Source organism: Pseudovibrio sp. Ad37, from assembly GCF_001623075.1.
Classification (GTDB): Bacteria; Pseudomonadota; Alphaproteobacteria; order Rhizobiales; family Stappiaceae; genus Pseudovibrio.
Map to the genome: position 1 here is coordinate 44,658 of NZ_LMCF01000168.1, position 20,750 is coordinate 65,407.

The window sequence follows — 20,750 nt, forward strand, 5'->3', positions numbered from 1 at the left end:
CCGTGTACGTGGACACGAGATAATCTTAGGGCTGGCGGAACCAAGGGGAATAAGTTTTTTTGATGCAAACGCGATAAACTAAGGCATCAACCGCTCAAGAAACGGAGCAACAACCGGGCCCCAGATTTTAGGACCCTCATCCCTCAGGAAGAGATCATGACCGTTCTCGCCCTCAAGCGGCAAAATGGCAAGCTCTTGCTTTGCATCACTTTCTGATGTGTAGGCCTCAAAAAATGACCTGGCCAACATCGGGCTATAGTACTCTTCGTTCTCCGCATAAACCCAGAGTGTTGGTAGCGTTGTCCCAGCCCCAAACATCCTGAAACCTTGTTCTGCCTGTTCTAAATCCCGCGCACTATAATCATCTATTGCCACTGCCCCCGGTGCGAAAGCGATGACACCGCGAACACCATTTGGAGCCTTCCGAGACGTGGCTAATACGCTGTTCCCACCTGCAGAAAATCCGAGAAGGACAACATGATCAGCAACCACAAACGGCTGATCCTGAAAGTAACGCACTGAACTATTGATATCATGAACGCGCTCCTCAAGGACCTTTATGAAACCGTCTGAATCCCCATCCTCAACAACAGAACGCTGCCCCTCGGAACGTCCGTAGCCTCTGCGAATAACAACAGCAACAGCGTATCCTCGCGCAAGAAACCACCTGATTGCAGCGTCAGGACGGAAATCATAAGGACCATCACGAGGAGCATTCCGAGCCGCCCCATGAGTAAAGACCGCCAGCGGAAAAGGCCCTTCCCCATCAGGTTGGAAGGTGGTCGCATCCAAAGTGATCGTCCTACTGCCGTCTTCCAACTCAACTGGAACCCGCCAAATCTGCATATTCAGTTCACCAAGTGGCTCACTGATGGGACCACCCTTTTGATGAGGCGATTGCGCCAAAGAGGCTTGCGCGAAAAACAAGAAAACCAAAACGAACAAACTGGTGATGAAACCCGAGACCACGTCCCGCTTATTGAGCCTATAAAACATCTTGCCCTCATTTGAATTACAATTGCATTACAATACAATTACAAATGAAGCACGATTCCCACACAACTGCAAGCTGGATTATTGAAGACATAAAAACGAGGAAATGTAGGACTTGGGGCGCTTCTCGGAACATTGATGAAACGACAGCGTATCTCCGAAAAGTGGAAACCGGTTTTCGGATAAAGATACGCAAAAACAAAGACTAAAACAGTTCATGTGTTTCAGCTTAAATGCGAACTGCTTTAGTTCAGCGGCTCATCGCCGTTCTTCTTCTCGTGTTCCAGATCAATCACACCGCGTTCAAGCGGGCCGTTGTAAAGGATGTCTTTGTTTTTATCGATCCAGACGAGAATTTCGGCAACAGCCGCAAACATGTCTTGCGGAACGAGCTCTTCAATCTCCACTTCCGCATGCAGCATACGAGCAAGCTTTACATTGGCAAAAATTGGCACGCCTGCCGCCTCAGCTTCTGTACGCATCTTAAGCGCAGTCAGATCAAGCCCTTTTGCCACCACCAATGGTACAGCAACCTCGTCGGGGCGATAGGATATGGCAACCGCGTAGTGCGTCGGATTAACCACAACAGCACTGGCTTTACGGGTGTTCTCAAGATTGTCGCTCATGAGAATTTCCTGAGAAATCCGCTTACGTTGCCCTTTAATTTCAGGACTGCCCTCGGACTCTTTATGTTCCCGTTTCACCTCTTCCTTCGTCATCTTCAGGCTCTTGATGTGAGTGTGCTTCTGGAACATGAAATCAAGGATCGCCACGCCAACAAAGGCCAGAAACGATATCCCGAGGATCAGTTTCATAATCGCACCACTGATATTAGCGATGCAGGGAATGCCGCAGGAGAGCGAGTTGATGTAAGCACCAATCGCGTACTTCACGGTGAAGTAGAGCATGGTGCTGAGCAGGGCGATCTTCAGGATGGATTTGAGAACCTGCACCACCTGCTTCATGGAAAAGATGCGCTTAAACCCTTCGCCTGGACTGATCTTGCTCAGCTTGGGCATGATACTGTCAACGGCCCAGAGAAAGCCAAACTGTACAAAATTCCCAAAGATCCCTGCCGCAATAGCAACACCAATCAGCGGCAGCACAATGTCCATGAAGGTCGAAAAAACACCAAATACCCCCTCTCCGGCGGAAGAAGAAAAGTCTCGCCGTGCCGCCAGACTGGCCATGTCATCCATCAGGCCAACCAACTTGGAGAAATTTCGGTCCCACGCAAACCAGAGATAAGCAATCACCGCGAACAGCGAGATGGTGGTTGTGACCTCAGTACTCTTGGCCACCTGCCCTTTTTCACGAGATTCACGTTCTCGTTTGGGGGTGGGAAGTTCGGTTTTTTCACCAGAAGTCTCCCCACTCATGGACGGACCTCAAGCTTTTGATCCTGATAGATGTCCTTGCCTTTTTCAAAGATCCCGAAGATCTCATCCGTAAACAGCTTCAGCTCAATCTGGTGCTCGGCAGCTTCTGGCAGCAGGAATGACAGATAGAACGTCAGCAGAATGACGGCCACACCACTCTTGATCGGCATAGCAAGAATGAACACCTGAATTTGCGGATCAAACCGGCTGATAATCGCCAGCGCAAATTCTGCGAGGAACATCAGGATCACCAATGGTGCAGCCATGACAAACATCAGGCGCATCGCATTGTCGAAGATCGACAGGATCAACTCCGGAAAATCCTCTGACAGAACCGGAATAAACTCTGTCACCGGAAAGATCATGTAGGAGTTATAAACCAGTGTCAGGATGAAGAAGAACCCTGGCGTCAGGAAGAGATAGAGAATGAACGCACGGGAGAACAAATCCCCGACGGGCGAGCTCTCGTTCCCCAGCATCGGATCAATACTGGAGGCAACCGCAGCACCGCGCTGGTTGTCAATCAACGTCCCGGCGGACTGCACAGCCCAAAGCAGACAAGAGATCGTATAGCCAATCAGAAACCCGATGGCATACTCCTTGAAGAAGTAGACAACAAACATCGATCCGGTTGGCGAAAACCCGTCCACGTACTGCAGGTTATAAGGGTACAGCGGGATCGCAATCACCATCACAACCACATTACGCGCCATGCGCGACATCAACGTGGCATTGAAGATCTGTGATGTTGCAAACACCGCAAAAATGCGCGGAAACGTCAGCAACAAAACAAGAAATGCATCACGATGGACTGTGGTGATCTCCGCAAGCAGGTTCATTGGCGTTACCTGACCAATGTCGGGAAATCATCAAACAAAGCCTGCGTAAAGCCAATGGTCTCCGAGCCAAGAAAGCTGGACATCATGAACAGCGTCAGCGCCACGGCGATCAGCTTGACCCCAAACTGGATTGTCTGCTCCTGCATCTGCGTCAAAGCCTGCAACAGCGACACAGCAAGGCCGACAAGCGAGGCAACAATGATTGGCGGCAAAGACAGCATCATCACAAGGATCATCGCCTCGGAAATGCGGTAGACGGCGTCTTCAGGGGACATAAGCTACTCCTCTCACATTTCCGGCTAAACGTAGGTCTTGATGAGACCGAGGATCAGACGCGACCACCCATCCACCGCCACAAACAAGAACAGTTTAAACGGCAGGGAAATCGTCAGCGGCGACACCATCATCATGCCCATGGCAAGCAGGATGTTGGAAACAACAAGGTCAATAGCAAGGAACGGCAGATACAGCAGGAACCCGATCTCAAAGGCCTCACGCAACTGCGAAACGGTATAGGCCGGCAGCAGAATTGCGATGCTGTCCTCTGTCATACTTGCGGAAATATCAGCAGGCCACAACTGACGGGACGCTTCAAGGAAGAACGCCTTTTCCTTGCTGTCCGCATGTTTGGCCAGAAAATCTTCAAGCGGCCCCTTGGCAGCAACAAAGGTACTCTTCATCTCCTCCACCGTGGTGATGGAGAGGTTTCCTTGCTCTACAATCTCAAATGTCTGCAAAAAAACCGGCAGCATGATGTAGCCGGACAAAATGATAGCCAGCGCATTCAACGCCATATTAGGCGGAATTTGCTGCACGCCAAGCGCGTTTCGCACCAGCAGCAGCACCACCGAAAGCTTGATAAAGGATGTGGCGACAATGGCCAGAAACGGAACAAGGGCCACAACCACAAGCACTAATATGAGCGAGAATGGATCAGACGTCATCAGCAAATCTCAGATTGGGCACCTTTGGGCACCTCTGGTTATGTTAGGCTTTGGCGTGACCGAAAGCAGTTTTAAAGGCCGGTGCCCTGGTCCGTTTTGGAAATGCGCAGTGCGACCCGCTCATCAATCTGCACCAGATGCCCCTTGGCAATGCGCTTGCCCGCAGCTCGCACATAAACCGGTGTCTCTTCATTGAGTGCAGGCACATCAATGTTCACCAGCGATCCCGCCGCCCAGCTTTCCAGCTCGGCAATAGAGATCTCGCGCTCATCAACTTCAAACCGCACCGGCACTGTCATCTGCGACAGATCAATGGAGCCGATTTCCTCAGCACCACTCGCCTGCTCTGCATTCGCTTCTTCGGTTAGCTCACTCATACCGTTCACACTCTCAATTCGTTCGCAGCCCCATCCCTGCTCAACCAGCACCAGATGATGGCGGCTCAGCGGCCCGTCCACAGTGATCCGTTGCCCTAGCGCGGGCGCATCCAACACCACCAGATCCCCAATGCACAGACTGGAAACCTCAGCGGTTGGCAACGGCGCTTCACACAGCGTCAGGCAGATGGAGGTATTCAACTGTTCACGCACGGCACGCCATGCAGGCTGCGCGGTCAGTGGCAAATCTCCAAGAAAACCGGAGAGCGCGTCAGGCCGCACGCCAACTTTGGCCAGCACAGGAGCACCGCCAATTTCGCCATACCGGACAGCAAACCAGCTCAGTTGCTCCAGGTCACGCGCTGGCAACAAGACAGATACAGCCTGCAACGGCAGCTCACTCTGGATCTTCGCAAAATCAGCAGGCAATTCATTGCGCAAGTTAGAAACAATGCCTTCAACCAGAGCATTGCGAAGTCCGTCTTCCAGCTCAAGAACATCCGCATAAGCGAGCGGCACATTCAGCTGTGCAGCAAACGGAAAGTCCTCAAGCACCAGCAGAGCCGTCGCACCAGAAACACTGCGCAGAATACAGCCCTGCGCAAAAGCGGAAGGCGCTTCACTCACCTGAAAATTCAGCGTGTGCGTGCTCTCAACCGTAATGTCCTGCTCCGCGTAGCTCAAAGCTGCGTTCCAGTAGGCCAACGGGTCTGTTTTGGATTGATAATTCAAGGATGTCATGAGCTCGTGCTGTTCCCCGCAAAGATGGAGGACAGACCTCCCATTGAAGACGAACCAGCATCAACACTTTCAATCTCCTGCTGTTCTAGTCGATCAAGAATGCGGATTTTCCGGTCAGGAAACCGCTGCTGCAAAGTGCTCATGAGCCCCTGCGCTGCGGCCTGCACTTCACCAGCAACCCGATCACCACTCACGCGCTCCAGCACAACAGCCAGACCGCCTTGTGTTGTCATAACTTTCAGTCCGGCAAGGCCAAACCGGTTGGCATCAAGGGTCAGGCTCAAGACGCGCCCATCACTTTTGTCTGCCATGGCCTCTGTGCGCATGGCCTGTTCAATCTGGTTTGCAATCGCGCTCATCGCCTTATCGACACGTGCTTCAGTACTCGCCTGACGCACGGAGCTGAACAGCTCGGACGGATTGGAAACGGAAATACTGCGGGCTTCAGCGGGATCAGACGCGGCCAGCAACCGGGCATGGCTCAAGTCAAGCGGGTCAGTCTGTCCCTGCTCGGAACCTTCGCCCTCCTCCAGAAAAGCACCCTTTCCATGAACCGGAACAGACTTGCCTTCAGCGCTGCGCAACTGTTCCTGAAACAAGCTGACATCCTGCCGGTTCAACCCCTCGGAAAATTTGTTGCCCTGCTGCTTGCCAGACGTTTTGCCATGCTCACGAGGTTGCTTACCACGTATATTTTCAAGATTTTGCTGCTGCTCAAGTGGCTGCGAACCCTGAGAAACTTTCATAATTCCACTTGCCTTCGCCCGGAAAACTGCTCCTCGATCTCCTGCTCCTCCGCAGCCTCCATTAAGGCATTGGTCTCAACCCGAAGATCATCCGCAACCTTTCCATACTTATCTTTGATGCGAAGTGCTTTTTGATACTCAAGGCGGGCAGCATCCGCATTTTTAAGCGCACGATCATAAACATAGGCCGCGCGTTCCGCTGCGTCCTCCAGCTTTTTGACCGCACTTTCAAGGATCTGTGCCTGCTCTTTCACTTTATCGAGATCATCCGTTGAAATGACCTTCTTAATGATCTCCAGATAAAGCGCATCCTGCTTGGCTGGCAGCGCGGCACGTTCATCTGCCGCAACTTGCCGCTTGTGCTCCAGCTGCTCTTTGGCACGCCGAACTTTCTCCAGCTCAGCGTTGAGCGTCCGTTGAGCTTTCTGCTCCTTAAGTGTTTTGACGAGATGAAGTTTTTTGATTTGGTTGATCACGCAACAGTGCTCTTCAATTTGCTCAAGGCCTCATCAAAGCCATTGAACTCATCAGTACGCTGCTGCAGAAATTCTTTGATCGGCTTGTTCTTAGCAATCGCCAGATCAGCCTCAGCATCAGCCCCCTTCTGGTACTCACCAATCTGCACCAGAAGCTCAACCTCTTCATATTTCGCCAGCAACGAGTTCACCTTGCCAGACATCTCTCGATGTTCAGGCGTGGTAACCGCTGTCATCACGCGGCTCTTGGAATTCAGAATATCAATAGCAGGATAATGGTTGCCCGCTGCCAGCTTTCGCGACAGCACAATATGCCCATCCAGAATGGAGCGGGTCTCATCCGAAACCGGCTCGTTCATATCATCGCCCTCCATCAGCACCGTATAGAACGCAGTGATCGAGCCCTTATCATTCATCCCTGCACGCTCCATCAGGCGCGGCAGCGTGGCAAAAACAGAAGGCGGGAAACCACGACGGGTCGGCGGCTCACCAACAGCAAGACCAATCTCACGCTGTGCACGCGCAAAACGGGTCACGGAATCCATCAGCAACAGCACGCGCTTCCCCTGATCGCGGAAGTACTCTGCAATCGAGGTTGCAACAAACGCCGCTTTCGAACGTTCCAGGGAACTCTTGTCAGAAGTGGCAACAACCACAACGGATTTCTTCATCCCCTCAGGCCCAAGATCATGCTCGATGAACTCGCGTACCTCTCGGCCACGTTCACCAATCAGCGCCAGCACGGTCACATCAACAGCAGCGCCCTTCACCAGCATCGCCATCAACGTAGACTTACCACCACCAGCAGAAGCGAAAATGCCCATGCGCTGGCCTTCGCCGGTGGTCAGCATGCCATCAATGGCACGCACCCCCATTGGCAGAGGCTTGTCAATAATCCGGCGCTGCATAGGATCCGGCGGTTCCTGATTGACCGGATAATGCGTTGCAGGCGTAAACTCCCGGTCCAGCCCATCAATAAAGTTGCCCATGCCATCCAGAACCCGGCCAAGCAACCCGTCACCCACAGGAACAGATTGCACATGCCCGGTCGGACGAACTTCGGTGTCCGGCCCTACGCCATAAAGCTCGCCAATGGGAGACAGCAGTGCTTCATCATCATGAAACCCAACCACTTCTGCCATGAGTTTGCGACCTGTTGAGCGCGTGTAAAGCTCGGCAATTTCGCCAATCTCCACCTTTGGCACCACGGCATGGATGAGTGTACCCACCACTTTGCGGACACGGCCCGTCAGCGGATAAGGATCAACATCAGTTGCAGCTTTGACAAGGGCACGACCAAGCCCTGACACTCCAGACCCAATTTGATTACGACGATCTTCAACGTGTTCGGCAGGTTCAATGAGAGATGTCATGACACCTCCAAAGACCGCTTGGAAGGTGCCTGAGCAGACGAAGTACGACGCAGGATCTCTTCAATTTCTTCCAACCGAACCTGCAAGTTGCCATCAACGCGGCCAACAGGTGCGTCCAGTACAATGTGAGCCCCCTGCAAGTCACCATCCTCGACAATCTCAAGAAACTCGACCTGCTTGAAACCATCAGTGATCGCACCACTCATGGCCATCGCTTGGGAATACATTTCCGGAGCAACATGCAACCGCACACGCTTTTCAGCGCGTAGTGATTTCAGCATACTGCGAGCCATCAGGCGAACGCGCTCAGCATCATCAAACTCATCCAGCAAACGACGCAACAGCGTGATGGTCACCGTGACAACATCATGCTCCACGTCACGCAAGCGCGTGTCGAGCAGTTCTTGCTCACCAAGGATGCGTTCACAGGCTTCAGATTGCGCTTTACGCACACCATCTTCATAGCCCTGCTTTTGCTGTTCTTCATAAACGCGCGTCGCATCCTGCAGAATTTCCTCTGCCTTGCGCTGCGCATTTGCAATGATCTGGTCAGCCGTTTCAACGGAAGCAAATTCAGCTTCCTTAATGATGTGCGTGCCTGGCGTCAGGTTTGCGCCCAGCTCTTTCAGTCTATAAATGCTCGCCATTGTGGCAATCTCCGACGCAAATACTGGACAAAATGCTCTTGCTGCTCTGCTCGCATCACCTGCAAACGAGCGCTAAGTTTTTCGTTGAGTTCATTGGAAAAGCGAAGACGAACAAGCGGCTCAAGTTTCGCATCAACAGCACTGACGAAAGCCAAAATGCCCTCGGCACCAACAAGTGTCAGCGCCTGCAAAGCCTCTTCATCACTTCCACTGCATAGATGATGGAATGCTTCATCATTCTCGCTTTCATAGCCAAGTGAGCTGAAGAAGAACGCCACATCGCGAATGGCAATATCAAAGACCTCTTCACCAAACAGGGCTTCCATACGCTGGCAATCATTCTTCAGCACAAGGCGCCCGATCATCTCATGAAGTCTGGCAATCGCAATGATGCGCATGACGCCGCCAAAATCTTCAGCACCCAAACTGCACAACATCAACGCGAGCCGGGCCAGTTCTGAGACTGCCAGAGTTGGCGTGACCGCCACATCAACAGCAAGCGCAGTAAGCCCAAGCTTATGCGAGACATGCGTGTTCAAAGGCCTCTGAAAATCTTCCTGCCCAGCCAGACCACGCAGCACGTTCAACTCAAGGCCAGCAGCGGTCAGGTGGTCATCATGCGCAAAGGAAAGAGGGTTCAGTAAAGACGCAGCAAGTCTGGCCTGAAGCGGCCAGACCGCGGAGTGATGTGGAGTGCCTGTCATCATGCCAGTCCCCTGCTACTAAGCAAGTTCTTCAGGCAGAAGCTCGTCGTCGTCTCCACCCTTGGCTTTTTTTCCGCCGGAGCTGATCTGCTTGAACAGCAAATAGCCAACGCCACCAATCAACAGCAGCAGCACGACGCCCACAGCGCCAAGGATCTGCCAGAACATACCGGCGTCATCACGCGCAATGCGCAAGCCCGGGAACACGGCCTCATACTCTTGCGCTGAGCGCTGTGAGATTGGCTTCAGCTCACGTGCTGGAACAAGCGCAACAGAAACGCTGGCATATTCAACACCCTCAATCGCATTACTGACCAAGCGCTTGATCTGAGGGATCAGAAATTCAATATCAAACTCTGGGCGATGCTTGATGAAGATCGCGGCAGAAGAAGGCTTCACCTCTTCGCCAAGATCCGCTTTTTCCGGCAAAACGATGTGAACGCGGGCAGAAACAATACCATCGATTTCGGTAATGGTCTCAGCCACTTCCTCACTCAACGCGTAGATAAAGCGAATACGCTCCTCAAATGGTGAGGAGATAATGCCGGATTTCTGGAAGACCTGACCGAGCGTGTCACGCGTACGTTTCGGCAAACCATTCGCATTCAAAATTGTGACGGCACGCTGAATATCGTCGTCATCCACCTGCAAGGTGACAAGACCATCGCCCAGACCAACTTTCTGAGCAGACACACCATTTTCCAGCAGCAGGCTGAGCATGGTGTTTGCCTCCTGCTCAGAAAGGTTGGTGTAAAGATCTGTGTTGCAGGCGGCCAAACCAATCACCATGCCCACAATTGTAATAAAACGCCGAATATTCATTTAGACTTTCACTATACCTACTGAATGCGCAGTCTTAATCAACGCATCAAAGCGTCCAAACCTTGCGTGGTTTTGCCTGCAATCTTCGAGCTCACATCAACCAGCAAAGAGTAGTTCGCCACTTCGATCTGCATGTTGATCAGTTTGTCAAAATGACTAAGTTGGCCACCTTCAGAAATTGCATTGATGTTGGAACTGGTCTCAGAAAAAACACCCCTGACCTTGGCCAACCCGTCAATAACGAAGTTGCTGCCCGTCGGATTGACGGAAGCGATTTGTGTGGGTGCTGATACCGCTGCCACATTCTGGGCAGCATTAACTTGCTCCACTCCGCCAATGACCACATTGCCATTCACGATTTGCCCGGTCACTGGCGGCTGTACACCTCCAGCTGCGCTAAGCGCTGTTTGGAACTGATCCTCGAGCCCGGTAACATCGCCTGTAGAACCACCGGCTGATGGAGCTCCGCCCTGCAGCGCCTGCTGCAGTTGGGAGGTGAGTGCGCTGTCCAATACTGTTGCCATGAATGCTCCTCACGTACTGCTGAAACTAAGGTAACCTGAGCTAAACGTCCTTAACGGGACATCATCGCGCTCACTGGATTAGCAAGGTCATCTCTGGAAGACAAAGCCTGCGCAGCAATCTCGGCACACGGCGTACCAGCTGCCATCTCACAAACTTCACTCAGGATTTCGCAGGCCGTATCAACCTCACCCTTACGAAGTAGCGCCAGTCCGCGATACGTCTGGATGGTATCTGTCGGCGGCGCATTCTCCAGACAGAGCAAGGCCTCATCCACATTGCCGCGCGTCATCGCAGCAAGGCTCCGCCCCAGAGGTCCAGCCTCCTGGTCCGGACGCATCACCTGAAACGCTTTGAAAATGGAGTCAGCATGCTCTGCAAGACCATAAGAGACAGCAATAAAGCCGAGCTCCGCGATCACCTTTACGGTTTCGCTATCAAAATCTTCTGCGTTCATTACACCCTCATTCCAAAGCCTGCATGCGACCCGCTACCTTCAAAGAGCAAGCCGCATACGTATTCTTGTTGTCAGTCGATCGAATAGATTTCGCTACTCAAACCTAACGACCTTCCCAGCGAGTCCCCTGATGAGGTGGAACTGGTGGAGGAGTGTTACCGCCCTTCAAATTGCTCGGTTTAGGCAATGGGACTGGCTTTCCATCCGTCGTAAAGTTTTCGTAAATCGCCTGATCATCACCAAGAAGCACATCAGAATAGTCACTGCTGTTCTCTACAGCACTCTCTACCCCTGAATTTACGTAGAGTGGCTCATTGTTCACAGCGCCGACCATCTCCCCCCACTGAGAATTCACCTGAGACTGATCGATAGTCGCGTAAGTCTCATCAAGCAGGAAGCTGCCCGACTCTTCCAACGGTCCGCCATTAAAGTTCAGCTTGTTGTAAGGGTTCTCATTATCGATGACCTGACGGTCGATGTCAGCCAACACGCGAGCAGATTCCTTAAGCTGATTAGCGGTAAAACGCTCAACAACTGGTGCCCCCTCTTTCGTGCCAGCACCCTTATTGATTGCAGTATAGAGCTGATTGCCAAGAGCTTGTTTTCGCTGCCCTACTTCGTAACGAGGACCGGTCTGCACTTCAGCATATAGCTCTTCTTCAACCACCCCATCAGCGCCAGACAGACTGCCGCCCACACCCGACACATCGGCATAAGGAGCTCCATAGAACGAATTCGGCAAAACAAGCGAACCAACAGTATCAATAAAATGACCAGACCCACTGTTCACGGAGATCTGTTCATAGGCACTCGCATCCGACAAAGCCTCGCTAACCAGCGTATTGATCGTCGTGCTCAATTCTTTCAGAGCACTAAAACGCACGTCATTGCTGTGATATGTCGGATTGCTTTGAACCTTGTCAAAGGCCGCGGTCAGAATATCACCTGTCTTCGCCTGATGGTTTTGAAGCCCACCTTTTTCCAAACCCGCAGAGATCTCATTCTTTGCCAACTGTGTAAAGACATGCCAGTTGTTCAGCTTTTTGTCGTGGGTTTGCAAAGCATTCCCAAACAGTTTGCCACCAGTCAGTTTGGCCAAACTCGCCTTGGAAACCTTACTACTTCCATCCTTTGTGTCTGCGCTGTAGATGGTGTCACCATCTTTGATATCACCGCCAGTAACGCGAACCTGCGCATTCTCTTTAACGAACTCCTTGTTCGCCGGGTGATCGATCTGCGCCAAAACATCAGATAATTGGCTACTACTGGAAAAGTTAACTCCGGTCATTATTGCCTCCGCATTCCATAAGCCTCTAACGGCTCGTTACCTGTAAATTCTTGAGTTTAGAATGCACTTTTGAGACACGCAGCTGAGTGCCGTTGGTCACAGCCAACGGTATTTCCTGCAGAAAAAGCACTAAAACACGACTTGGTTATTCCTCGTTATCTCAATAACTTAGCGTTAAGTGCCAAACAGCACAAAGGCCGATCCATTCGGAACCAGCCTCTCAGAACTAGACAGCATGTAAGGAGCAGGAGTTAAGCAACTACCATCTGGCGGGCAATTGCTCTCTTCTCAAGCTCTTCCCAGACCCGTATTTGCTCATTAAAGTTGCGCATCTGATCGTTAGAGGCCGAAATACTCTCCCTATCTGCAGATCCAAACGCTTTGATCATGATTTCAGCCAGAACCTCATCAGAGATTTCTTCCTGAATGCAGCCACTTGTCCGCACGAGATACGCCAGATCAAGCTCGATCTTCTCCTCCGCTTCATCAAATATTTTCGCTGCAATGGAAAAGACCGGAGCCGATGGAAGTACGTCCATAAAGATCCTATTAATGCGCGTGAGTTCACCAAAACTCAAAGCAGCTTCTGAAAGGCCCTCTATCACCAAACGCCTGCTGAATGATCGCCATCATATACTCAAACACATCGCAATCATGCGCTTTGATCTGGTTTTCAATCAGGACTTCAAAGTCATACCAGGTCCCGGCATCTTCAACATCATGCACTTGCTGCTCAAATGCCTCTGCTTTTGCAGTCAAAACCTGCCTCTGATGCCAAGCTTTCCTACCACCTTCCAGAGAGGCTGAGAGAGACTGAAAGCACGCGGCTTCACCAGCTTGGTTTGAAAGACGAGTTCATCTTCAGTTCGCCCCCGCACCTTTTTCAGCGGAGGAATAACAAGATCAGACTTTCGGATTTTCAGATCATGTTCACTACTGAGAAGCGCATTCAGCAGGTCGTTAAGTGTTGGCCTTGAAGGAAGAACAAGGTCAATCATAAAGCATCATTCCAGGTTTGTTGTTATTGTGTTGGTGCAGTTGAAGCACTGCGAACCGTGCGAATTGCATGTGAGTTTTTCGTCTGGTAATCCCGATCAAAGGACAGCACTTTAATCCGGCGCTCTGCGACTTTGGCTTCCTGCACTTCGCGTTCAACGGCATCATCTTCAGCACCAGCAAACACATCCTCAACACGAATTTCGTGTCCGCCTTCATCCGCAATGTCACTTTCTTCACCAACCGGTGTAATCTTGGCGGCCTTCGTCTTCAGCTTGTCGCGGCTATAGGCTTTCTCGCGCACAGCTTCATCCTCATCAGGTCCACCCGTCTCCACTTCCCCCTTCTCATCAAGCAACTCACGCGATTGCTGGAGGGATAGTTCAGTGGCTGAAGCCTCATTCATGCTGTTGAAGCTGGACTCAAACGCAGGCTGATCATCATGCGGCACCTCTGCAGGCGGCTGAACATCTTCCGTTGGACAAACACCTTCTCCGTGATGAGGAAAGTCGCCATGCGGGCCGTCGTTACTATTCGTCGGCGATGAAGGCTGTTGCTCCAGATAATCGTCCAGATTACGCCGCCCTAAACCGGCATAAGAAAACCGGAAGTCATCATCACTGACATATCGCATCTGATTAACCGCCAGTTGAAAGCCCAAAGACGACATCAGCAACGCGCTGGAAACACCAACAGCCGCCTTTGGTTCTTCCTTGAAGTTCTCGGGCAGAACAGTCACAGCGCCCTGGTTCTTCAAATAGGAACTCAGCGTCTTGAGGGAGGAGAACTTCAGCCCCTTTGGGTTATTCTTCTCTTCCTCATAAACAAACTGGGAAATATAGCTGACGGCCTCGTCAAACAGGTCCTGACGTTGATCCGCGGAATCTTCATAGAGGCTCTGCGCTGCCTCATTCCACAACAACTGATAAAACACATTCCAGTTGGAGACCTTTTGCTCTGGCCGGTCTGCTTTATTCTGAAGAAAGCGAGTATGGCGCGTCACAGCGCGGCACAGTCCAAGCACTTTATCACTTAGCCCGTCCTCGTTTTCACGAGAGACTGTGGCCTTGTAAAGCACCTCACCATTTTTGCTCGCGCTTCGGGTCAGGCTCACGCGGGCATCTTGAACCGACTTGCCCGAAATAGCAGCCTCAAGGCGTGCGACTACATTGGTGTAACGATCATTTTGAGAAAAGAGGATTTCAGTCATTGTGGCCCGCCAGATACCGACAGCCGCCAAACCACCCTCCTCAGGATCAGTCACAGAATACTGTCTTAAATTTTTGGAGAAAGAAACGTTTAAGCCCCATGGAAGGAGCTAGGATTTTTAGAGGCTTATCAGGGAAGCTGGTTCAAACAGGTCATGTGCATCATCGTCATCTGCACTTTCAGCCAACCCGCCCATTTCGCGAACAATCTTCAGCCAGCCAGCAGAAACATCAGCGAATGCCAACACAAATTTGGCAAGTTTTTCAGCATCCCAGGCAACAGCACGAAGGTCGTTATGCATGACCAGCGCATCGTTTTCGATCAGCACCAAACGCATACCGCCAGACTGAAAACTTTGCGTGTTATAAACGAGAACCAGCTCCAGGATTCGGTCTCTCTGCACCGCCGTCAGCTCACACAAACGAGCCGAAACACAGATACGATCGCTGTCTGTAACCAACTTGAACTTCAAAGAAAATGCATCCAGATCGACAACACGAATAGATGGATCCTGTTCATCTTCTTGTGGTTTCACGCCTAATATCTGGCATGCATCATTGAGCAATTTATCGAGCATTGGGGTACTCCGCTTCCTTACTTTCTTGCAGACAACACTGCCAGAAAACAAAGAAACCCAAAGTGCTAAACGATACAGTTTGAATAAGATGCAATCTCAATCTGCATTATTTTTCATTTATTATTCAAAAGCCCAGCAGATATAAGAAGAATGAATTTCTCTCACCACCCTACAACTTTAAAAAGCCCCCCCCAGAACACCAAAGCGTTCCAGGGGATATATCTGTCAGTTCAAAGCAGTTTAGAAAGAAGACAGCTCACGGCGCAGTTTTTGCGTAATGTTCTGCAGTTCAGACTGCTTGCGAACAACACGCGGTGTAATCATCACCAACAGCTCAGTCCGCTTTGTGTCATTCGTGGTGTTGTCCTTAAAGAGTTCACCAAACACTGGGATCTTGCGAAGGATCGGCACACCAGACTCACCCTTTTCTTTGCGCTCCTGAATAAGGCCACCCAGCAAAATGGTCCGTCCGGATTCAACAACGATATCCGAGTTGATGGTTCTCGTTGCAATGGTCGGTGTCAGCGATGATTCAGTCTTGTTTTGCACCACATTACTCACCTCCTGCTGGATCTGCAGCAGAACGGAGTTGTTGGAACGAATATTCGGCTCAACCTGCAAAACAATACCGGTATCTTTGACATCCACTTCGTTGGTCACAGTCACGTTACCATCATTGCTGGAAGACTGACTGCGAGACGCAAACGGCACCTGATCACCAATCACAAGACGCGCTTTACGACCGTCCAGAACGGTAAGATAAGGGGACGAAATCACCTTCACCTTGGTGATGTTCTGAAGTGCCTTCAACACCACATCAACGCCAACAGTATTGAGGGAGAGCGCACCACCAGTGGCCTTAGAAGGACGAGAGGCACCTTCAGCAACAGCCCCAACACCACCCGCAAAGTTACCTTTACTCAGGTACCACTGAACACCATAGGAAAGGTTGTCATTGATGCTCACTTCAGCGATCGTCGCCTCAATCACCACCTGCGAAAGTGGCAGATCCAACGCCTGCACCACGTCGCGGATATGCTTGAACTCTTTATAGGTTGAGTTCACCAGCAGCGCATTGTTCCGAGTATCAGCAACAATGCCGACTTTCTTGGGAACAGCAACTTTGGCACCACGCGTCTCGGCAATATCGTCAAACAACTTGTTCGCGTTGTTAAATCGGTTATTGATTGAATCTCCACCTGGATTTACGGAAACTCCAGTAGCAGAAACCGGGAACTTGCGCGCAGAAGAGCCATTGTTTTGAGAAGCCTGCTTCTGTTCATTAACTGGCGGAGCAACAGAGCCACTCCCCCCTGCACCCTCGAGGATTTGCGTGAGCTGCGTTGCAATTTCATTTGCAGGCAAATACTTCAGCGAGATGATCCGCACCTTAGGCGTATCAAGAAGATTATAATCCACTTCCTTCGTAATCCGGCGCACACGCTGCAACATCTCGTGGCTCTGCACAGCCACAAGCAAAGACTGCTGTGTTTCAAGCGGAATAACGGTCAGGGGCGAATTAACCTGATTGGGATAGAGCTGCTGGAACAGTGTTGTGATCTGCTTGGCAACCTGACTTGCTGAACTTTGCTGCAAGCGCAACACAGACACAATCGTCTTGTCATTGTCGCGATTGTAAAGGCTGTTCACCAACTCTTCAGCCGCACCAATATCTTCTGGTCGCGCCCGGACCGCAATCTTGTTCGATCCCTCAACTGCAACAGCAGAAGCACCAGCTGGCAGGATAGCCTGCAAAACCTTCGCCGCATCATTGGGGGAAGCTGAGCGAACAGGCAGAATCCGAAGCTTCAGATCGCCCGCAGACCCAACACCAGAAAACTGCTCGATCGCCTGAATGGTTTCAGGACGGCCAATGTGGAAGATCTGGTCAATGAGCTTCAGAATATAACCATTGCGACCCAAAAGCACACGAACCAATGACAGCATCTGGTCTTTGGCAATTGGTTTTTCCGTCTGGAACGTGACAGCACCTTCCAACGGCTCGTCAATCACATAGTTGACCTGTAAAATCCCACCCAGCGTTTGCTGAATGAAATACTCCAAAGTTTCACCACGGAAGTTCAAGCGCACCACATCAGAGGTTGCCTTGGCATCACTGGCTTGCGCAACGCTGATTTCCTGGCGGTTGGTTCTGTTCAGTCGTGTGTCCGCCAGCAGAACCTTTGCTTCTTCATCATTGAAGTAGAAGGCCGCGCCAGGTCTGCCTTTTTCCGCATTTTCACTGTTCACCCAACGGGTGTTGATTGCACGACCCAATACGCCACGCGTATTGGATGCCAATCTTGGTTGACCTGAAAGGGCAAGATGATTTTCGCGCTGGTTTTCTTCTGAAAAGAACCGCTGAAGCTGGTCAGACAATCCCGCTGGCGGGGCTGTATTATCCCATTCCTGATCAGCTGGCTGGGTTGTAGTACACCCCAACAGGATCAAAGAAATAGAAAGCACCCCTGCTGTCTTGCGCAGCATTGAACTTAGTTTAGCACCAATCATTTCAAACCTATGCGTTCAGCACAAGCGCCCAACACGATCCCCAGAGCTAAACGAACCCGGGGCTATCGCACTTGTGCTGCCCGAACTATATTCGATTACGTTAAACGCGGCCGTTATCTAAAAGCAGCTGAAGTCTGCCGGTCGTATCCGAAGTGTCCTGACCAGTAACGGACTGCTCCGCCACAGAAAGCGATTTGGAGATAGAGCTGGACACATAACCAACCAAGCGTAGGGCGTACTCAGCTTCGAGAAGCGTCATCAAAGCCTTCTCATCCTTCACACGATCCTCAGCAAACACACGCACTTCCTCGCGCAGTTCTTCAATAATGGTGTGACGCTCATCAAACTCAGGCTTGGTCCCGTTCAGCTTGCTGGCAGCATCCGTCAGAGCACCTTCCAGCGTAGACTGACCGTGTTCGTCCATCTCACCAGTCTTCGGAGCACCAGCCATTTCCTCAAGCACAGTACGCAGCAAAGATTGCACCGCATCACTTTCACTCAGGTCTGCAAGCTTGGTGTCCAGCTGCTGGACGGTATCAGCAAGCGCAGTCTCCACCTCACCGATGGAGCTATTGATCTGGGCAATCTCACCATTCAGGCGGGCAACTTCTTTAGGATCCTGAAGGAGCTCGCTATCTGGGTCATCCGGATCACTTGGAACAGTTGCTGGAAGATTTGCCAGCTCATCTTGCTTGGACGCAAGGCTGGTCTGCAGATCAGACAACTGGTCTTCCTGTTCCTGCTGCTGCAAGTCCAAAGCCTCAATGTCAGCTGCAATATCTTCTTGCAAAGCAAGCGCCTGTAGCAGCTCAGAGCGTGCAGAACGCACCTTCTCAGATTGCCCGATAAGATTTTGCTCTTTCAGCGAGGTCTGGATTTCCTCAAACCGGGCAACAACCTGCCCGACCAGCACTTCCAGATTTCCGCTGTCTGGCGGTGGCTGCAGACCGAACGCTGCCGACACCCCGACTGAGAGGAGCTGACTGGCAGACGGAATAGACTCAACACTCTTGTTCGCGGCCGGGCGAACAATCTGTGCACTGTTATCAATGGCATTGGATACAGATGAAGAACCAATTGGCGAAACTGCAGTCATCTCAGACTCCTTGAATTATCTCTCCCTATATCTCGCAGATAACCCAGAGGTCGTGTTGTGCCTTAAAACACAGAACCCGCCCTCTTATGGACATTATTGGGACAATTACGGAGTGAAAAAAACGTTACTTACATATGTGTGCTGAACGTACAACACCTGCAGCATCCTTCTGATCAAACACGAAGAATGAGATCAGCACCCAAGCAAGCTGCAGGATTGACACCTAAAGACCGCCTTAGGAGGAATTGTCGTCACCAGAGCCAGCAGTCTTCTTCGCAAGGGCCGCCTTGAGGGCAGACAGAACGCCATCTGTGAGAAGCATGAAAGCATAAGCGTAGCCAGGCCGCCGCTTATCCTCATTCAACCGAGGAAGCTGCGTATAAAGACGTTGCAGCAAATGATACCGATTCTCGATTTTCGCAATCAACTCATGCAAATCGACAGGCGAGTAAGAGACCACCTCAAAGGTTGTTAGCCCGATGCGGTTCTCGTCAGAAAACGTCAGGCTCGGCTTCTCATATGCAAACCAGCGAGACAGATCAAACTGCGCACTGTATTTGAGATACAGATGATCATCTTCCTTCAAGCGATTGACCGTCCGGGTCGCCCGTTGTTCAGACTCAAACCTATGGTCTTGAGAGAGCACTCTGGTCCGCGCCAGTTCGTTCCCATACTGCAACGCAACCTGGCGATCCACTGACATCCTACCGGCACCAAGCGGTTTGACACTCTCTATCTTTCGTGCAGATGTCAGCAAGCCAGCCGTAAACGACAGCTCCCGATACAAAATCCCTATATCACCGGAAATTTTGGCGATTTTCTCCGCCTGCGTTGGACCGGCAAGCTCAACAACTCCGTTCTCATCCTCACCCAGATCATAGGGCAGATGTAGATAACCAGAAGTCGCAATCATGACACATCACTGTCTCGTGCAGCAGATTTTTTCTGCGCCTCCAATGCGAACGCAAGCCGCTTGGAATACTCGATGAGTTCAGGAACAGGCCGCACCTTCATCAGTTGATAAAAGCGCACCAGTTCCACAGTCGCCTCATCCAGCTCTCGTGACCACAAACAATGCTCAGCAAGCCTGAGGGCAACTGCCGGATGTGCCTCATCAAGCAGCTTTGCTTTGCGGAGCGATCTCTTGACATCCTCCCCGCCAAGTGGCCAGTCTGCATAGCTCAACGCCAACCCAAGCCAATACTCAACATTGTTTGGATTAAGCAGACAGAGAACCTCAAACTGCTCCTTTGCAGATGCTTTTTGCTGCAAGTGCAGAGCCTGATAGGCAAACTGATAAAGAACCTTCTCCAGCTTGCCATCAGCCTTCAAAACGCCAGAGAGCCCCTGCCGGGATTTAATAGCCTCCAGAACGCCCTGAGCACTTACATCACCGCCGCCGAGGGCTTGAAAAACAGCATCAAGATTGACATCTGTCTCCACTGACTGATCTGCAGAGGCGGCAAAAGCCGGAGTATTTTCTGTAACAGGTGCGAGTGGCATCGTTTATCCCCGGCCTCAAAACTCGATAAGTGCAGTAAGTTGAACTCAGGCGTTGCTCAGCCCGGTCAATAGCTTTTGAGCCGCTTGATGGACCTCAGCATCCTTGCGGTCCTTGGCATATTTCAAAGTATCTTCAAGGTCTTCCTTAGCCTCAGTGATGTGGCCCAAAGCAAGACAAGCAACGCCAGAGAAGTAGTATGGACGCGGGTTGGTCGGGTCGAGCACCATTGCAGCAGAGGCTGCCTGCATAGCAAGTGTGTACTGCTGCAACTGCACTGCACAGTTCGCCAACCCAAGCTGAACATCCACATTGATCGGCTCAAGCAGAACAAGCCCAGTGTAGATCTCCAGCGCCTTCTCAGTCCGCCCTGTATCCATCAAGCCTTTGGCCATCACCAGACCCGGATTGATGTCATCTTTCGTAAGCCCCAGACTACGGCCAATTGCACCTTTTGCGATTGCCTTGATGTCTTGTTCTGGAGAGTTGCCCAGTTCTGAAACGAGCTCAGTCATATCGTGCCTCTTTGCGGCTTAAGAATATAAGAATGTT

25 protein-coding genes are annotated in these 20,750 nt (G+C 51.3%); all 25 read right to left on the bottom strand.

What is annotated here, in order from left to right; genetic code table 11:
- Window positions 1-78: 78 nt before the first annotated feature.
- Window positions 79-996, bottom strand: a complete 918-nt coding sequence (locus PsAD37_RS20160; RefSeq protein ID WP_063297661.1) for a S9 family peptidase — start codon at window positions 994-996, stop codon at window positions 79-81.
- A 242-nt stretch (window positions 997-1,238) separates the two neighbouring features.
- Entirely contained in the window at window positions 1,239-2,372 is a 1,134-nt protein-coding gene (sctU, locus tag PsAD37_RS20165; RefSeq protein ID WP_063297662.1) for a type III secretion system export apparatus subunit SctU, read from the bottom strand.
- On the bottom strand, window positions 2,369-3,211 hold the full coding sequence (sctT, locus tag PsAD37_RS20170; protein WP_063297663.1) for a type III secretion system export apparatus subunit SctT: 843 nt from the start codon (window positions 3,209-3,211) through the stop codon (window positions 2,369-2,371). The genes sctU and sctT overlap by 4 nt, the downstream gene beginning before the upstream one ends.
- A 5-nt stretch (window positions 3,212-3,216) precedes the next feature.
- On the bottom strand, window positions 3,217-3,486 hold the full coding sequence (gene sctS / locus PsAD37_RS20175; RefSeq protein WP_008546860.1) for a type III secretion system export apparatus subunit SctS: 270 nt from the start codon (window positions 3,484-3,486) through the stop codon (window positions 3,217-3,219).
- 24 nt (window positions 3,487-3,510) lie between these two features.
- Window positions 3,511-4,155, bottom strand: a complete 645-nt coding sequence (gene sctR / locus PsAD37_RS20180) for a type III secretion system export apparatus subunit SctR (protein WP_063297664.1) — start codon at window positions 4,153-4,155, stop codon at window positions 3,511-3,513.
- A 71-nt stretch (window positions 4,156-4,226) separates the two neighbouring features.
- The gene (locus tag PsAD37_RS20185; protein WP_063297665.1) at window positions 4,227-5,273 is read right to left on the bottom strand and encodes a FliM/FliN family flagellar motor switch protein; all 1,047 of its coding nucleotides are present in this window, start codon (window positions 5,271-5,273) and stop codon (window positions 4,227-4,229) included.
- On the bottom strand, window positions 5,270-6,019 hold the full coding sequence (locus tag PsAD37_RS20190; RefSeq protein ID WP_063297666.1) for a hypothetical protein: 750 nt from the start codon (window positions 6,017-6,019) through the stop codon (window positions 5,270-5,272). Before PsAD37_RS20190 ends, PsAD37_RS20185 begins: the two co-directional genes overlap by 4 nt.
- Window positions 6,016-6,495, bottom strand: coding sequence for a YscO family type III secretion system apparatus protein (locus PsAD37_RS20195; protein ID WP_063289307.1), 480 nt, complete (start codon window positions 6,493-6,495; stop codon window positions 6,016-6,018). Before PsAD37_RS20195 ends, PsAD37_RS20190 begins: the two co-directional genes overlap by 4 nt.
- Window positions 6,492-7,868, bottom strand: a complete 1,377-nt coding sequence (gene sctN / locus PsAD37_RS20200; protein ID WP_063297667.1) for a type III secretion system ATPase SctN — start codon at window positions 7,866-7,868, stop codon at window positions 6,492-6,494. Before sctN ends, PsAD37_RS20195 begins: the two co-directional genes overlap by 4 nt.
- Entirely contained in the window at window positions 7,865-8,515 is a 651-nt protein-coding gene (sctL, locus tag PsAD37_RS20205; protein ID WP_063297668.1) for a type III secretion system stator protein SctL, read from the bottom strand. The genes sctN and sctL overlap by 4 nt, the downstream gene beginning before the upstream one ends.
- Entirely contained in the window at window positions 8,494-9,222 is a 729-nt protein-coding gene (locus tag PsAD37_RS20210) for a hypothetical protein (RefSeq protein ID WP_063297669.1), read from the bottom strand. Before PsAD37_RS20210 ends, sctL begins: the two co-directional genes overlap by 22 nt.
- A gap of 15 nt (window positions 9,223-9,237) precedes the next feature.
- Entirely contained in the window at window positions 9,238-10,041 is an 804-nt protein-coding gene (sctJ, locus tag PsAD37_RS20215) for a type III secretion system inner membrane ring lipoprotein SctJ (protein ID WP_063297670.1), read from the bottom strand.
- Window positions 10,042-10,079: 38 nt separating this feature from the next.
- Window positions 10,080-10,565: a hypothetical protein gene (locus PsAD37_RS20220; protein WP_063297671.1), complete on the bottom strand. Its 486-nt coding sequence runs from the start codon at window positions 10,563-10,565 to the stop codon at window positions 10,080-10,082.
- Window positions 10,566-10,615: 50 nt separating this feature from the next.
- Window positions 10,616-11,020, bottom strand: coding sequence for a hypothetical protein (locus PsAD37_RS20225; protein WP_063297672.1), 405 nt, complete (start codon window positions 11,018-11,020; stop codon window positions 10,616-10,618).
- A 103-nt stretch (window positions 11,021-11,123) separates the two neighbouring features.
- Entirely contained in the window at window positions 11,124-12,308 is a 1,185-nt protein-coding gene (locus PsAD37_RS20230) for a hypothetical protein (RefSeq protein WP_063297673.1), read from the bottom strand.
- Between the two features lie 251 nt (window positions 12,309-12,559).
- Window positions 12,560-12,847: a hypothetical protein gene (locus tag PsAD37_RS28915; protein WP_208991993.1), complete on the bottom strand. Its 288-nt coding sequence runs from the start codon at window positions 12,845-12,847 to the stop codon at window positions 12,560-12,562.
- A 25-nt stretch (window positions 12,848-12,872) separates the two neighbouring features.
- On the bottom strand, window positions 12,873-13,067 hold the full coding sequence (locus PsAD37_RS28920; RefSeq protein WP_208991994.1) for a hypothetical protein: 195 nt from the start codon (window positions 13,065-13,067) through the stop codon (window positions 12,873-12,875).
- Window positions 13,064-13,306, bottom strand: coding sequence for a hypothetical protein (locus PsAD37_RS28925; protein WP_208991995.1), 243 nt, complete (start codon window positions 13,304-13,306; stop codon window positions 13,064-13,066). Before PsAD37_RS28925 ends, PsAD37_RS28920 begins: the two co-directional genes overlap by 4 nt.
- 23 nt (window positions 13,307-13,329) lie before the next feature.
- The gene (locus PsAD37_RS20240) at window positions 13,330-14,568 is read right to left on the bottom strand and encodes a hypothetical protein (RefSeq protein WP_208991996.1); all 1,239 of its coding nucleotides are present in this window, start codon (window positions 14,566-14,568) and stop codon (window positions 13,330-13,332) included.
- A 63-nt stretch (window positions 14,569-14,631) separates the two neighbouring features.
- Window positions 14,632-15,090: a type III secretion system chaperone gene (locus PsAD37_RS20245; RefSeq protein ID WP_063297674.1), complete on the bottom strand. Its 459-nt coding sequence runs from the start codon at window positions 15,088-15,090 to the stop codon at window positions 14,632-14,634.
- Window positions 15,091-15,330: 240 nt separating this feature from the next.
- A complete protein-coding gene (gspD, locus tag PsAD37_RS20250) occupies window positions 15,331-17,601 on the bottom strand; it encodes a type II secretion system secretin GspD (RefSeq protein WP_208991997.1) in 2,271 nt (756 codons plus the stop codon).
- Window positions 17,602-17,701: 100 nt separating this feature from the next.
- Window positions 17,702-18,697 carry a hypothetical protein gene (locus PsAD37_RS20255; RefSeq protein WP_063297676.1) on the bottom strand — a complete coding sequence of 332 codons (996 nt, stop codon included), beginning with the start codon at window positions 18,695-18,697 and terminating at the stop codon, window positions 17,702-17,704.
- 235 nt (window positions 18,698-18,932) lie between these two features.
- Window positions 18,933-19,610 carry a hypothetical protein gene (locus tag PsAD37_RS20260; protein ID WP_063297677.1) on the bottom strand — a complete coding sequence of 226 codons (678 nt, stop codon included), beginning with the start codon at window positions 19,608-19,610 and terminating at the stop codon, window positions 18,933-18,935.
- The gene (locus PsAD37_RS20265; protein ID WP_063297678.1) at window positions 19,607-20,200 is read right to left on the bottom strand and encodes a hypothetical protein; all 594 of its coding nucleotides are present in this window, start codon (window positions 20,198-20,200) and stop codon (window positions 19,607-19,609) included. Before PsAD37_RS20265 ends, PsAD37_RS20260 begins: the two co-directional genes overlap by 4 nt.
- A gap of 45 nt (window positions 20,201-20,245) precedes the next feature.
- Window positions 20,246-20,713, bottom strand: a complete 468-nt coding sequence (locus PsAD37_RS20270; protein ID WP_063297679.1) for a tetratricopeptide repeat protein — start codon at window positions 20,711-20,713, stop codon at window positions 20,246-20,248.
- Window positions 20,714-20,750: the final 37 nt, after the last annotated feature.